Annotated in this window: 11 protein-coding genes; all 11 read right to left on the reverse strand. The window is 71.5% G+C overall.

Going from position 1 to position 15,067, the window contains the following annotated elements; genetic code table 11:
- Window positions 1-32: 32 nt before the first annotated feature.
- The 11 genes from PSQ21_RS36825 to PSQ21_RS36875 all read right to left on the reverse strand — a co-directional run bounded on the left by PSQ21_RS36825 (window position 33) and on the right by PSQ21_RS36875 (window position 14,922).
- Window positions 33-1,286 carry an ADP-ribosyltransferase gene (locus PSQ21_RS36825; protein ID WP_274036592.1) on the reverse strand — a complete coding sequence of 418 codons (1,254 nt, stop codon included), beginning with the start codon at window positions 1,284-1,286 and terminating at the stop codon, window positions 33-35.
- A 717-nt stretch (window positions 1,287-2,003) separates the two neighbouring features.
- On the reverse strand, window positions 2,004-2,879 hold the full coding sequence (locus tag PSQ21_RS36830; protein ID WP_274036593.1) for a hypothetical protein: 876 nt from the start codon (window positions 2,877-2,879) through the stop codon (window positions 2,004-2,006).
- A gap of 40 nt (window positions 2,880-2,919) precedes the next feature.
- Window positions 2,920-3,759, reverse strand: a complete 840-nt coding sequence (locus PSQ21_RS36835; RefSeq protein WP_274036594.1) for a hypothetical protein — start codon at window positions 3,757-3,759, stop codon at window positions 2,920-2,922.
- Window positions 3,756-4,613, reverse strand: a complete 858-nt coding sequence (locus tag PSQ21_RS36840) for a hypothetical protein (protein WP_274036595.1) — start codon at window positions 4,611-4,613, stop codon at window positions 3,756-3,758. The genes PSQ21_RS36835 and PSQ21_RS36840 overlap by 4 nt, the downstream gene beginning before the upstream one ends.
- Before the next feature lie 220 nt (window positions 4,614-4,833).
- Entirely contained in the window at window positions 4,834-5,082 is a 249-nt protein-coding gene (locus PSQ21_RS36845; RefSeq protein ID WP_274036596.1) for a hypothetical protein, read from the reverse strand.
- A gap of 69 nt (window positions 5,083-5,151) precedes the next feature.
- On the reverse strand, window positions 5,152-5,466 hold the full coding sequence (locus PSQ21_RS36850; protein WP_274036597.1) for a hypothetical protein: 315 nt from the start codon (window positions 5,464-5,466) through the stop codon (window positions 5,152-5,154).
- 143 nt (window positions 5,467-5,609) lie between these two features.
- The gene (locus PSQ21_RS36855; RefSeq protein ID WP_274036598.1) at window positions 5,610-6,914 is read right to left on the reverse strand and encodes an ADP-ribosyltransferase; all 1,305 of its coding nucleotides are present in this window, start codon (window positions 6,912-6,914) and stop codon (window positions 5,610-5,612) included.
- Window positions 6,915-7,309: 395 nt separating this feature from the next.
- Window positions 7,310-8,809, reverse strand: a complete 1,500-nt coding sequence (locus tag PSQ21_RS36860) for a DUF6292 family protein (protein ID WP_274036599.1) — start codon at window positions 8,807-8,809, stop codon at window positions 7,310-7,312.
- Between the two features lie 282 nt (window positions 8,810-9,091).
- Window positions 9,092-11,881 carry a protein kinase domain-containing protein gene (locus PSQ21_RS36865; protein WP_274036600.1) on the reverse strand — a complete coding sequence of 930 codons (2,790 nt, stop codon included), beginning with the start codon at window positions 11,879-11,881 and terminating at the stop codon, window positions 9,092-9,094.
- 88 nt (window positions 11,882-11,969) lie between these two features.
- On the reverse strand, window positions 11,970-12,761 hold the full coding sequence (locus tag PSQ21_RS36870) for a hypothetical protein (RefSeq protein ID WP_274036601.1): 792 nt from the start codon (window positions 12,759-12,761) through the stop codon (window positions 11,970-11,972).
- Window positions 12,754-14,922, reverse strand: coding sequence for a hypothetical protein (locus tag PSQ21_RS36875; RefSeq protein WP_274036602.1), 2,169 nt, complete (start codon window positions 14,920-14,922; stop codon window positions 12,754-12,756). Before PSQ21_RS36875 ends, PSQ21_RS36870 begins: the two co-directional genes overlap by 8 nt.
- Window positions 14,923-15,067 lie beyond the last annotated feature (145 nt).

Genomic DNA, 15,067 nt, shown 5'->3' on the forward strand with positions numbered 1-15,067 from the left:
CTGTGGACAGGGGACCGCCGGGCGCAAGGGATTCAGAGGCGGGGCACATCGTGGACGTCGACCATCTGGATGACGACCTTGTTCTGGCCGCCGATCCGGACGTTGTCCCGGATCCCGACGACGTGGAACCGGGAGTCGCGTGGCAGCAGACGCTCGACCTCCTCGTTCTGGAACTCCGACACGGAGGCGAGCGCCGCGCCCCGGCTGGAGACCACCTCGAAGACCACACCGTGCGAGGTCTTCCCGTCCGTTCCGTCTTTGCTCCACCAGCTGTTGCGGGAGAAGCCCGCGGCCACGTCCGGGCAGTGCGACACCGACATGTAGGAGCGGTCCCGGTACACGCCGCCGACCTTGAAGTTGTCGTGCGCCCACTCCAGGACCTTGTCGGCTTTGCGGACCTCCAGCGGCGGGACGAACCCCCGGTAGGTGATGTGAGGCTGGTCCGGTCGCGGTGCACGCTCCAGCGCCGCGTCCAGATGCGCGGTCGCCTCGCTCAACGGAACTCCCAGGCTCTCGATCGGCTCGTCCGCAGGACGCCGCCGGTAGAGCGCCTTGTTGATCTCGTCGCACGGATCGACATCGGTATAGGCGTTGACGTAGTGCTCTTCGTCGCTGCTCAGGCTCGCGGCCCATGCGTACGACTCGTCCTCGACCTCCTCCGCGTCGTCCTCGTCCAGCCGGTCGCGGTTCACTCCGGCGGTCAACCCGTGGCGCCGCCAGGGTGTCCCCGGAGTCCGGGTGGCCGCGGCCTCGATCACCTGCGCTGCCTGGTCGGCGGGCAGCCGCTCGTAGATGACCGCCCCGTCCTCGGTGCGGTAGGGCCACGGCGACTTGGCCAGCGCCTCGTAGCGGTCACGGTCCAGGTCGGTGAAGACGACACGGGCGCGAGGGTGATCACCGTTTCGCTCATCGCCGGGGTACACGGTGGCCGCCCCGGCGAACCCCTCCTGCTCCCACGCGACGCTCTGCCCGCCGTCCGTGCGCGGTACGACCGGCGCGTCACCCGCTCCCGCAGCTCCGGCGAGCGCCTGGGCGGCGCGCCCCTCGGGCAGGCCTGGCTCCGGAGCGTCGGGGACCACGTCCCCGGCGGCGTCCGGGTAGAGCGCCGGCGCGCGGTCGTCCTCCAGCAGGGCGCGGGAAACCTGGCCGCACTGCTTCGCGTTCGCCGCGCACTGACGGGCCCGGTCCTCCTCACCGTTGCGGGCCGCCTCCCGGGCCTGATCGGCCCACGCCTGCGCCTGGGCGTACGCGTCGGCGGCAGGGTGGTCCGCTCCGGCATCCGCCACGCTCTGCCCCAGCTGGGGCGTGGCGGCGCGCTGGGCGACACGGACCGCAGGGTGGGAGGACGCGCACCGGCGCCCTCCCTCGGGTATGGATCGGCACACGCGTGCCCTCGCTCTCCCCGTGCCCGCGCAGTGGGGGCCCGGGCGTTGGGACCGACAGGTCCGAACACGATGCGGAGGGCAGGCTGTGGACAGAGGCCGGTGCGCGCCGCCCAGCACACGGGCTGTGACCGTTCACGGGAGTCGGCGGAGGTTCACGCTTCTTGGCGATGCCGCCGATCAGGTCACCTGAGCTGCGTCTTCGCTGGTGGGGAACGGATCCCGGATCCGCCAACTACCGTGAACAAGATCCGACGAGCAGAGGTGCCCTGACCTGCGAGGACACCGAAACCGATCCGCAACTATCTCTAGCGGTCACAGGGTCGAGAGGGTGGTAGCCGTGCGCGTGCCAGCGGGAGTCAGGGTCGGCCGCTCGGCCGCCGGGGCCATGCGGAGCGGGCCGTACAGGCCGTGCCGGTCACCATGGTGTCCCCGGCCGGTCGGCCGGAGCGGCGAGCCGGACGCCCAGCGGGGTGTGGTGCCGCCGGGCCCCGCTCCCGTTTGCAGGTGAGCACGACCGGGTGGGCCACAGGCGCCTCACGGGGCGCGACGCGTGGTCCGCCCGGGCCGAGCCGCCGGCCAGCGCCTCGTGCGAACGGGCCGCGTGCCGAGTCGCGACCGCTATTCGGCGCGGCCGGTGGACAGGGCGTGGCCACCAGGAGGAGACGCGTCCTCTCCGGTCCCACCGGCCTCCAGCTCGCCGACGATGACCCGCGTGCCAGGAAGGGGCCGGTGATCCCCTGTGGCAACGACACCGCGCCGACGCAGGTGTTCGAGCAGTTCGAGCACGAGCGCGGGCGGCACCTTGCGGAGCCTCAGCTCGACCTCGCTCGCGTCCGGGCTCAAGATCACCCTCCCCCCGACGGGCAGAACGTCCAGCCCTTCGGGGACGTGGGCGCGACCGGGCCAGTACGAGGCGTCCCGGTCGGGAGCGGAGCGCGGATCCAGGCCGCCGATGCCGTGGACGCCGGGAACGATCCGCTCGATGCGGCGGTTCACCTCGATGCGCGCGCGGCGCTCCGCCTCGCTGCGCCGGGCCTCTTCCAGCCCGGTCTGGAGGGTCTCGCGGTAGGAGGGCATGAGCCTTCGGAGTACGTCGACGGCGATGGCGTGCGGGGCGCGGTCCATGGACACGGTGATGGGCTCGGCGCGCCAGCCGGAGTACCCGTGCGGGTACCCGGTCTTGACCTCCAGGCGGCGGCCGGCCGCGCCCGTGCGGTGGCTGCCGTGGTGCGTGAAGTCGAAGTGCATGCCATCGCGGTGCTGCACCCTGACGTTGCCCCAGCGGGCGGGCGTGATGGAGTGCGTCCAGCCGCCGCCTTCGTTGTCACGGGAGTTGAGGGTTGCTGCCACGCCGCGCCCGAGAGCGTTGAAGTGGGCGAGCTGCTGGCCGAGTTCGGCGTCGTTCTGGGCGTCCTTAAGGAAGTGCTGGTTGGGCGAGCGGAGCACGGCGAGGGCTTGTGCGAGGTCTGGGACGGGTGTCTGGGGGGCTGCCAAGTGGTGGACTCCTTGTTGGTGTGACCGTCTCGGGTGAGGGTCATCGTTGCTGGGGAGCTGCCGAGTAGAGGGTTGCGAGCTCGTCGGCGGCTGCCGCGAGTTCCGGGGGTGCGTCCCACTCTGCGGGGTCGGGCACCTGGAGCAGGCCGTGCTGTTCCGTGAAGCTGGAGCCGGCGCTGGTGAGCCGCAGGCGGGCCCCGGGGGGCGCGCTCTCGTCGACGAGACCGCAGGCGATGGCCGCGCGGACGTCGGTGTGGAAGCCCTCCTCCCAGGGTGCGTACCGTTGCCCGTCTCCCTCGGCCAGGCCACGAAGGACCTGCAGCACACCGGCTGGGTGGAGATGGTCACCGGTGTTCGGATTGGCCATCACGTGGGTGAATGCTTCCGTGAAGGCCTCGTCGACAGCCTGTTCGTCGGTGCCCTCGACCTGGACGTTGATCACCCCGCGAGGCCGGAACTCGATGCGCTTGCGTACCGGCAGGGTGGTGAACCAGCTCTGGAACTCCCAGACCGTCCGGTGCAGGGGACCGCCGGTGGCAGTTGTGTGCCGGTGGGCGAAGCCGGTGAAGTTCGCCCAGAGGGAGTGCTGTTGTGCGGAGGCGGGCACCCTCGTCCAGACGGAGGCCATGCCGCCCGGTCCGTTCCGGAGCCAGTGCTCGCGAGCGCAGGATTCGACGTGTCCGGCCCGTCGTTGAGCTGCTTCCGGGCCCACTTCGGCCCGTATGCGGGCGATGTCGTCGGCGTGGACGCTGTTCCACTGCTCGGCGAGGGCCTGTGCGTGGGCGGGGTCGAAGAACGCGATCTTCCGGTTGTCGAGGACGGCGTGGTAGAGATCGGCGTCGGCGGAGCCGCCCGGTTCCGGTGTGCCCGATGTGGTCACTGGGGGTCCTCCTGCCCTTCGGTGCCCGCGCCGGGCTGGGGGCGGATGCCGGAGTGGCGTTCTCCCTTGCTGGTGAGGGAGACGACCAGGTCCTCCTCGTGTCCGGCGCCCATCGCTGCCCTCTCCTTCTGGTAGATCATGCGGGTGCGGACCAGGCCGTGCATGAGGAGGGAGCCGAAAGCGGCGGCGAGCTCGGAGCCCTCCGGCTGGGCGTGCAGGAGCACTTGGCGACCTTGGCCCAGCACGCCCTCGATCGCGTCGGCCACGATGCGGTGGCCGGCTGCGGGAGCGGGAGCCTCGACGCCGGCGGCGGCCGCGGCGAGCGCCTCCAGCAGGGACCGCTCAAGGGGAGTGAGGTCGATCTCGGACCTGCGGACACCAGGCGTGCTCTTGGGATTCTCGGCCGCGAACCGGCGTACGCCGGCTGCCCGGTAGACCGGCCCGGAGGCCAGCTCCTGCAGGAGGTAGGGGCTCAGGTCCTCACGCAGCTGGCTGACGCGGCCCTTGCTGTACCCGGTGATCTGGGCGACCTCGGCGAGACCCGCCAGCTCGGGGGAGTGCTGCTCGGCGTCTCGGCGACGCCCGGCCCGATCCTCGGCGACCACGTCGTACCCGATCATCCGCATCGGGCGAAGAGGACCGTGTTTGAGCACGGACACCTGGACGAAGTCGACGCCGCGCGCGGCGTCGACGGGACTGTCGGCGGAAAGGGCCAGCCGTACGGTCAGGACACCCGCGCGGAAGTCGGCAGTCGCATCGTAGTGGGCCAGTTCCTCTCGCAAGGCGTGGAGGATCGCGGCAGGCGGTTGACCGACCACCTCATACTCGACGCCCAGGAGGTATCTCTCGGTCATGTCTTCCTTGCCTCGGGACAGAGGGGCCGGGCTGGGGTGTAGGGCGCTGCCGGGGGCCCGGCTGAACGAACGGGCCGACATCGGCCTTGCCGCTGCCGAGCCGCCGACAGGGCCTGGATCCCGCCAGAGCTGTGAGCAAGCGCGGCGAACAGCAGCGTGCTTCCGTGCGCGGGCACGACGTGATCCCGGATCTGCCGGTGAACGCCGGGTCGGGCCCGCGTCATGCCTGAGCGGGCAGAAAGGCCCGCCCTGCGTCCGTCAGGTCCAACGGCTTCTTCAGGCTGACCTCGGGGCCCCACTTGGCCCACCCGTTGCGCACCAGGACCGAGACCGTGGCGGGGGCGATGCTGCCTTCCGGGGTGTAGACCCTGTTGTCGGAGAACGCCCGGGTGCTGCGGAAGGCGCCGCCCTTGGAGAGCAGTTCCAGCGCCAGAGCCTGCGTCTTGGTGGGCCTGGAGGGCTTGCTCATGTGCCGTCTCCTGATCTTTGACTGTGCTGATGCTGGAGCTTTCGCCGCAGCCGGACTGGGCGGCGCGCTTCAGAGGTTGATCAGGTCACGGTGCGCGTCGGGAAGCCGGCCGACCAGCTCCGGCCGGTCGAAGAGGTAGTCGCGGATGCGTTCGGCGAGTTCCCGGTCAACGGGCACCACCTGCGGGGCCGCCGGCAGGTCGAGCGCGATGCGCGCGTCGCCGTCCAGGTACGCGGTGAGAGGCCCGTAGTCCCGCGCGTCGGCCTGGGCGGCCAGCTCCTCGAAGGTGGGAGGCGTCGCCGTGGCCGGGGGTCGCGCGACGGGCCGCAGCGCGGGCTGGTTCGCCAGCCGTGAATCGCGGGCGGTAGCGGGCTGTTGCGTCATAGCGGCCTCCAGGGTTCGGCGGGATGGTGTTCGCCAACCCGAACTACAGTTTACACGAATTGCTAAACTTTGTAAAGCCTGATGGGAAAGTAGAGATCCCAGTGAGCCAGCCCGCCCGCATCTCCTCCGCGACGTCCACGGAGTCAGTACCGCTTCGACTCGTTCACATCGGCCAACTGCACGACCACGCACGGCTCTCCGGCCACGCGCACGTTTTCGTGCACCCCCACCACCACATACTCCGAGCCTCGGGGCATGAGCCGCTCCCGCTCGGCGTTGCCGAACGCCGAGATGCTCGCGACAGCGGCACCGCGACGGGAAACCGTCTCGAAGACGACCCCGTGGTCGGCCCTGCCCGACTCCGCGCCGGAGTACCACGAGCGGTCGGAGAACCCGGCGGCAACCTCGGGACAGTGCGAGACCGACATGTACGAGTCGTCCCGGTAGCGGCCGCCGACGACGAAGCTCTCCCGCGCCCAGGCCGCGACCCGGTTCTGCTGGCGGACATCGGAGGGCGGGGTGTACCCGCGATAGCACCGGTGCGGCTCCTCGGACAGCCCGGCCGCAGCGATTGCCGAATCGATATGGCTCGTCACCACCCTCATCGGCGGGCCCATCCCGGGCACCCGCTCATCAAGATCCCGGCGCTCGTAGAGGTGCTCGTTGATCTCGGCGTACTCACTGCCGGTATACCGCGACACCCATGCCCGCTGGCCGTCGTCGAGACCGGCCGCCCATCGTTCGGACTCCGGGTTCAGGCGATCGGCCGCCTCCTGGGCGAGCCCCTCGCGGTGTCCCTCATCGCTCAGGCCATGCCGTTCCCAGGGCTTCGCCGCGCGGCGGGAGGCGGCCGCGTTGATGATCTGTTCGGCGTGATCGACCGGCACCCGGTCGTAGATGACCTGTCCGTCCTCGGTCCGGTATGGCCAGGGAGAGTCGGCGAGGGCCTGGTAGCGGTCGCGGTCGAGGCGGCTGAAGACGACCCGGGCGTGCGGAGGTTCGTCGTCCTCGCCCGGGAAGACGGTTGCGGCGCCACCGAAGTCCTTGTCGTTCCATGCGGCCGTCTCCCCGCCGTCTTCCCGAGGCGGCGTCACCCGTGCCCGACCTCCGATGCCGGCCGCACCGGCCAGAGCCCGCGCTCCCCGCCTCTCCTCGGGAGGCGGCGGGGGCGGTGTCGCGTTGAGGGCGGCCGGATCAGCGGCGTCCGGATACGGGGTCTTCGGCTGCTTGCCGCGGGCGTAGGCACGGGCCGCTGCGGCGCACTTCTTCGCGTTGTCCGCGTACATCCGTGCCTGGTCGTCCCTGCCCGCCTCCAGCGCCTCTTTGGTGCGCGCGGCCCAGGCCTGCGCGTTCGCGTACGCCGCCAGCGCGTCGGGATCGCCGGCTTCGGCGAGGGACTTGCCGAGCTGGGCGGAGGCTGCCCGCCGCGCCGATCGCATCGTCGGCATGGAGGAGGTGCACCTCCGGCCCCCCTCCCCTATGGACCTGCACACGCCCGCTCCCATCTGCTGCTCCTCCGCGGACACGCATCCGCCGGACCGGGTGATCCTGCAAGGGGCGTGTTGTGGACAGAGACCGGGCCGCCAGCCCCCGCAGAGCTGGCACCAGCACCAGGAACGAGATAGGGGAACGGCCGCGGCCGGAGGCGAGGCAGCGGCGCCCCCGGGCGCCCTGAGGTACCCGGGCACGGCCCGTGCCGGTCGACGGCGCCCGGCCAGGCCGAATCGCTGACGGTTCGGGCAACCTTGTGTGCCGCTCACCGACGTGCGCCGTGCCGCCGGGCCGGGTGCCGGCCGGTCCTGCCGGGAGGCCATCCCGGCAGGACTCGGCAAAGGGGGTCAGCTCACGGGTGGTAGGAGAGGACCTGGGCGTAAGCGTCGGCCGTCAGCTCCCTCGGGGGCACCCACCGTGCGTCCTCCACCACGTGATCGCTCTCGTTCAGGGCCCGCACGAGCTGAGCCGGAGGCGGAACAAGGGTTCCCGGGCACAGCACACGGAGAGGGGCGGCAAGGAGCGCAGCGGCCGGCTCCGCTGCGGATTGCCGCCGGGCCACACACCATCCGCGGTCGCTGGACCACGAGAGCAGACGGCCCCTCGAAGCGCCGGAGTCCAGCGGGCCTTGGTCGGGAAGGAGGATCCACGCCCCGAGGTGACCGGCAGTGTCGTTGTCGAAGCCCCAGCCGTCGCCCTCGGGGGGGATCTGGTGTCCCGCCAGCCAGAGTTCGCTCACCACCGCGCGAACGTAGGCCGTCTGCAGCCCCCAGGCGCAGAAGACCGGCTCAGACGCGTCGACTACCGACAAGCGGGGCCTCGCCCACTGGATGATGGTGCTGCGGGTCATGCTCCACGACGGGGTGAGCCGGGCGAGGAAGTGAGCGGCGAACTGCGCAGACGGCAGCTTCCGCAGCCCGCTGCCGCGACAGCGGCCGCACGGGCAGACCATCATCGGTTCGGTGGCCTCGCCCTGGTAGTAGTGCGGCAGGTGATCTTCGTGGCCGTCGCCAAGGGGCTCCAGCCAGCCGGTGCCCTGGCATCCCGAGCACGCGGCGAGCGCCCCGGGAGCGGTGCCGCCCAGGGCGTGAGCGAGCAACGCCCGTGCCATCTGCTCCCGGTCCTCCGAACCGGCCACGGAGAAGTCGCCGTACACCGGGCCCGTGCCCCAGGGGCGCGGATAGGGCAGCCGCTCGACCCGGAGGCCGCAGGCCGTGTAGGTCCACAGGCTCCTGTGCGAGCGGCGGCCCGCGACGGGCGGGGCGCCGTAGAGCACGTCGACCATCGGGGGGACCACCCCGTACGGGTGGTGCAGCAGGTCGTGCAGCGGACCCGTGAACGCGAGGATGACCGCGAACGCGAACCGCCCGGTGGCCTCCGACCACGGTCCCGAGAGGGTTCCGTCCGGGCCGCCCTGGGGAGGCTGGACGCCGACCCAGTCCTGGTAGCGCGTCTCTCCTGCGACCCGGGCCATGTCGCCCATGGCCTGCCTCACCTGCGGCAACGGCAGGTCCCTCATCGCCAGCGGTACACAGAGCCGTGGCCAGTGCGGCTGCGCAGTGCTCCCCGCGGCTGCGTGCAGATCGGACCCGATCCCGGCGCAGTCCTCCGCGCTCGGCCAGTGGGGATCGGCGGCGCGAACCAGGTGGTCACGCAGCCGGGCCCGCCAGCTCGGATGCAAGGTCGGCTCCCCAGCAAGCGCCTGAAGTGCCGCCCTCGCCTGGGCTCGTGTGGGGCGAGTGGCCGCCCGTCCTTCGCGCACGAGGGCGAGGGCTTCCCCCAGCGAGAGACGGGGGTGCTGGGCTTGGAGCTCTCGGGCACGCTGCTTGTCGGTCTTACGCTTCTTCGTCACGATGTGGGGCTCTCCCGGCTGTCGCACTACACCCACGCCGCGTGCCACAGCGGAACCGAGACCAACGGAGGCTGAGAGGTAAGCACGGGGTCCGGAAACCCTTGCCGACGATGTCATCGACGGGCGTGGACGGCGATGACGGCGGCCGTGGCGGTACGTGTCTGGCCAGGAGCCCAGCCTACCCAGAGCATGTCCGCCCGTCCCCCGGATCGGGCCCACCGCACCCCAATGCGCCCCCACCGGCGGGCGCGCGCGGCCCAGCGCCCGGTCGTCCCGAAGCCCTTACGCCTGACCAGTCCCATCGGCGGCGAGTGCTGCCGCGATGGTGCCGCGCAGGCTCCGGTCGACGCCCCGCTCTTCCGCGAGCTCCCGGAAGTGGCGGGCGCTGTGCGGGAACTCGCCCAGCACCGAAGCAACCGTGCCCGCGGCGTCGCCGGACAAGGTGCGCAGCCAGCGCCGGACCGAGTCCTGCGGCTTCCACTGGTCGAAGCGCCCGTCCCAGGTGAACAGCGCCTGGCACGCGGCCTCCAGCAGGTCCCATTCCGTCTTGCGGGCGGCGAGGCGGGCCACGTTCAGCAGCCACCAGATCGCCCGGTCGGCCTCGGGAAACGTCGGCCATTGGCCGCGGTCGCCTTCGACGTGGGCTGCCATCGCGCGGACGACCCCGATGGCCTGCCGCGGGTTGGCCAGGACCGCGGGCGCGGCGTCCTCCAGCTGGACCCGGGCCAGCACGTCGAGGTAGAGCTCGTAGTTGCCGGGTTCGTCGGCAGCCAGTGCCAGGAGCTGCCCAGCAGCAGTCCCGTCACCGTCTGCGGCCGCGCTCAGAAGGGTGTGCGCCCGGGTGATGGGCAGCACCGGCGAGGGCGCGGTCTCACGGTCGACGAGAGCGAGGAAGGCCGTCATGTCGTGCGGGCGGGCGGCCGGGTCGGGGTGGGTGGCCTGCCGGACCACGCCGCGCCACGGTCCCGGGGCCGGCAGGAGCGGCACGTTCGGCTGCGGCCAGACGCCGGTGAGCACCCAGCCGATGACCTGGCCGAGGCTGTAGACGTCGCTCGCCGCGACGGCTCCGTCGTGCGGGTTGGTGGACAGCTCCGGTGCGGCGAATCCGGGGGAGCCGATCGATGCGTTCGTCAGGGCCCTGTCAGCGCTCGTCTGCCCGGCGGGGCGCCGCGCGATCCCCCAGTCCGCAACTGTCCAGCGCCCGTCCAGGAGCAGCAGGTTGGACGGTTTGATGTCCCGGTGCACCCACCCGTGCCGGTGCGCTTCGCTGAGTGCGTCGGCCACCGCGTCCACCAGGTCGCGCAGTGCGGCGGGGTCCTGGAGCTCGGCGCGCTTGTCCTCGGCGGTCGCCTCGGCCATCGGCATGACGAACCAGTCGTAGGCCGGGCTGAAGTCCAGGACGGGCATCACGTGGGGGTGTCCCCCCAGCAGCTGGGCGACGTCCACTTCCCGGACCATGCGCCGGCGGGCCCGGGAGTCCTTGCGGCGGCGGCGCTTGAAGGCGACGACGGTGTCCGAGGGCTTGTGGACACCCCTGAAGACGTCGGCCTGGCCCTCGCTGGCCATCGGCAGCCGGTCCAGCCGGTAGTCCTTCCGCTGCCCGCGGGCCGAGAGCCCCACCGGGGCGTACCCGGCGGCGGTGGGCGGTGCAGCCGGTGCCGCGACCGGGTCCTCGGCGTCACGGTGACCGGTGATACGGGTGAGGACGGCCCGCAGCCGTGCGGGGTCGTTGTCCGGAACCGACGCCAGCAGGTACCCGGGCCCCCTCCCGGGCTCCTGGGCCAGACCGAGGACCCGGCTCAGCCGGTACTCGGCCACTCGCTCGTTCGACTTCTCGCGCAGCGCCGTCCGGTGCAGGGCGATGAGGTTGCCGGAGCCGTCGGGCGAGGCGCTCAGCACGCTGTCGGGGCCCACAGCCAGCAGATGCCCCGGCTCGTGACCGGCCGCGCGTATCCAGCCCTCCCGACCGCCGAGATCTGTCGTACGGCCGATGTCGGCCACGGCACTGTGCCCGCCCGCGCCCAGGAAGAACCGGCGGCCCCCGATCCACACCGCCGAGCGCACCGCCGCCTCGAAAGTGATGGGGTACCGCAGCTGCTCGCCGACCGCCGTGCCGGCCCGGGTCAGCGCGAGAGTCCCCCCGCCGGCGCCGAACGTGACCCCGGAGCCGGACAGCACCCACGCCTCGCCGTCGGGGCCGGCCACCAGATCGGCGCCCGGCTCGAATCCTCCCGCGACAGCGGTCAGCCGGTCCTCGTGCCAACGGACCACGGCGGGCCCGCACATCACGAGTACAGCCCCGCCCGGGCCGATGAGCGGCGCTCCGTGACAGCCGGGCAGCGCCAACAGCCACCGCGAGCGCCCGCGTTCCGGGTCGAGGTCCACGACACCGTCCGCGCACGACACGAGCAGCGACCGCGCACTGCGCCAGACCATGCCCGTCGGAGGGGCCCCCGGAGCCTCCCCGGCCAGGAGCACCTCCGAGGAGACCCCGGCCCACGTCCGCGCCTCCACCTCCACCGGGGCACTCAGGCGCCCGGACGGCGTCATCACCAGAGGGACCCTGCCCGCATCGGACGCGACCACCAGTTCGCCCAGCGGCACATGGGCCGACCCCCGGCGGCGGAAGACGTCGCGTACGAGCTCGGCCAGCGGCAGCAGACCGGCGAGCGAGGCATCCAGGTGCGTTCGGTCGACCACCACACCGAAGCCCCGTACAGCATCGACGTGACGTTCGATCAGCGCCGCATTCTCCGTCCAGGACAGCAGAGCCCAGCGGACGTCCCCGGGCCGCCCCGTCAGGCCAGCGTTCCTCACGATGCGCGGAACCGTCCCGTCCCGGACCGCGCCCTCGTCCACGACACAGCTGATGAGGTAGTCCCGGCCCTCGAAGTCGAAGACGACCGAGGGCGTTCCGCCGCTCTCCGCCACCAGCACTGTCGAGGGATCGACGCTGCGGCGCAGCAGAGCCCCCACGAAATGGGCGAGCTGCTGCGCCCGGCGTCCGGGGGACACATCATCGTCGGTGGCCCACCGGCCGTACTCAGCCAACAGTTCCCGCACGTCTTCCACGCTGTGCACTCTCCCCGCTCGCGGCCGGACGACCCCGGCCAGCGCCTCCCGGACGATTGTGGTCCATGTCCGGTGGTGAGGCGCGCAGTTACGGGCCACCGGCCGCCTCGAAGCGCTCCTGCGCCCGTCCGGTCCGCATGGTGATCTGCTCAACGAGCAGACCGTCGCGCCGAATATGCCAGGCGATCGGGCCGTGCTCGACGGTGAACCCGTCCGGACGGCACCTCACCTGCCGTTGTGACACCTTCGACAGCACGAAGGCCAGCCGTGCCCGCATCACCGCCAGGCGCGCGCCCTCCGGAACGGAGGAGAAGTAGACGCAGTCGGGCACCGCCCTGTTGCACACCATCAGCCCGATGTCCACGTGGCGCAGTTGCCGCCACACCCGCAACGGTTCCCCAGCCGGGGGCCGGCCGACCTGCTCCCCGTCCCACGTCACGCACAAGGCCGTCGTCTTCGTCCTCTCCCGAGCCTTCCTCGCGGCCTTCTGCTTCTTCTTCACCTCCTCGGCCGCCGCGGCAGCCCGGCTCGTAACGGTGCGGGACTCCACCCACGTCCTGGCCCCGCTGCGGTTGCTGTAGGCGAACAAGATCATCTTTTGGCTGTCGATCATGACGTGGTACTGGCCGATACGCCGGGGCAGCGCGAACCGCGTCACGTCCTCATCGGCTCTGGTCAGAACCGAGCCGTTGACAGCGGCTTCCTCGACCAGGTCGAGGAGCTGCTCCTCGGCCAGGAATCCGCTGACGCCGTGGTCACCGACGTAGGTCTGAACAGCGCTCGGCCGCACGCTCAGCCGCAAGCGGAGACTGCGGGCTTCGTGGGCGGTGAAGTTCTCCGCACGCGACCAGCGGCTGCCTTCGGCGGGACGCTCATGCACGTTCCCCCTCCGCGTTCCGCGGCAGAAGGCCGGTCACAGCCTGCGCCAGTGCCAGAGCGGTGGATGCCGCCCGCGGCGACGGCGTGACGAGGCTGGACAGGTCGCCCCAGAGGTGAGTCCACTCCGCCAGGTCGGGCAGGAGCGTCAGCCCTCCAAGGCCATGCTCCACGACGGCCTCAGCGGTGTCGTTGAACTGCCGGGCGTCGACATCATGACGTGCCCGGGCCAGCACACCGAGCACAGGCCTTCGGGGCAACCCGCGCATCCGGCCGGCCAGATCCTGAGCGATGTCCGATCCTTGACGGCGGATCTCCTTGGTCTCGACGAGGTCGTCGAAGGGGGCGACCAGGTCCTCGTTCCGAACGAGGGCGGTGGCCCACCGTGAGCGGTACCGCTCCCAGAGCTCCGGACCCCAGGTGGCCACCGCGTCGTCCTCAACCTCGTCGAAGAAGGCGCTGAGAACAGGCCACCACTCCTCCTCACTCCTCTGGCCTGGCCCAAGACCGGCGGCCTGCCGCTCCCGATGCCGATCAGGCCAGCTAGCTGCGACGTCCCACCACTGCACAGGATGCCGACGCTGGCCCTCATCGTGGAGGAAGCGGATGAAGTCGGCCCGCCACGTATCCAGCTCCGCGTCCCCCGGCGTCGCGGAGGCAAGCAAGCCCCGGGCAGCGTCGGGGGAGCCGTCCTCAACCTCCTCGTCGTCCCCGTCGCCCTCCTCCTCCTCCTCGTCCTCCTCGTAGTCGTAGTCGTAGTCGTAGTCATAGTCGTCCGGTTCGTCGAGGCCGAAGGCGACAAGGGCGATGTCCTCCCACCACTCGTCGACCTCCTGGGCGTCGGACGGGTCGTACACCCGCGGGTCACCGTCCTCGGCCCGCGCCACCGTGTACACGGCGAACATGAGGTCCAGGAGGATCATCAGACGCTGCGCAGGGTCCGGCGTGGGTGGAGTCCACCGGGAGATCTCTTCCTGGAGCCACGCCCACATCCGCACGTGTGCGGGGCGCCGGTCGATGACCTCCGTCTCCGTCCAGAGCGGCCCGCTGCGGTGGTCGCGGTCCGGAGTGACCGCGAGGACCAGGTCACCGAATTCCGCGAGGGTGCGCCGCTGGAACCCCGGGTCGAGGATGACGACGTCGTAGTCCCATCCCCGGGCCCGGGAGAGCATGTCCCAGGCACTTTCGTCATCGGGCGGTAGGAGGCCGACGTTCACCGACCCGCTTCCCGCGAAGACAGGGGCGGGCTGCTTGCCGAAGAGGTTGACGACATTGCTGGGGTCATCACCGCCCAGGACCAGGACCCGGTTGCCCGACCGTGCCAGAGCACCTGCCAGGACGACCGCCGTCGTCGTGCATCCATACCCGCCACGGCCGTCGGACGACGTCACCGCCACCACCGCACCGCTCGACGTACGGGCTGGTCCTACAGCTCGCGGCTTCAGCCGGGAGGGGTTCGGACCTTCGAGTTCCTCGTCGGCGGGCGGACGCGATCGCCAGTCGGGCACCTGCTCCAGGAACAGCCCGGCCCGTCGAAGCGCCCGGCTCCAGCGCACCGCTTCACCGGCGCCGAACCGCGCGGCGAGCAGTTCCAGCGGTCGCTGCTCTTCCCTCTGTGGGAAGGGGTCGTCCCATACCGGAGTTCCGCCGGCGGTGATGGTCCACGCCTGCGCACGCTCAAGGTCCTCGGGCCCCGTACGGCGAGCACGGGCGCGCGCACCGCGCCCGGTGCCGGCGACCAGGCGCCCTCGGACGGTGATGCGGGCCTCCTGGCCGATCAGCCCGAGCGAAAGGTCCTGGTCAGGGGCGGCCCAGGGACGGAGCCCCGGTACACCGGCAAGGCCATGGGCTGTCCGTGCCGGAAGAAGGCGGCCCAGCATGATCGGCAGGTCCTCGTTCCGGCACCACAAGGTCAGGCCGTGGGTACGCGGGGACGCGGCGGAGATGCCGCACAGGGTGCCGGAGGTGATCGGGCCTCCTTCGCCGAGCGGCGATCGGATCAGGGCCTCCAGGACGCCGGCCTCCAGGAGTGTCCGGGCGCTGTCTACGGCGTCGGGGACCAGGCCCTGGTGGAGGCCGTTGGTCCGGTACCACTCCAGAGCGACGGCTCGGGGCTCGCCGGTGTACTTCTGCCGCAGCCGGGCCAGGTCGGACTCGGTTGCCATGACGTTCCATTCCGCGGCGTGACACCCCGGACCGGCACGCCGACAGACGCGATGAAGCTCTCAATGACTGATGTCGCGCTCGCGTCTTTCCGCCGAGTGCACACGCAGGTCCGGGCCGCGTCGTGCAGGCAGGGGCAGCAGTGTC

Origin of the sequence: Streptomyces sp. MMBL 11-1 (genome assembly GCF_028622875.1) — a bacterium.
Classification (GTDB): Bacteria; Actinomycetota; Actinomycetes; order Streptomycetales; family Streptomycetaceae; genus Streptomyces.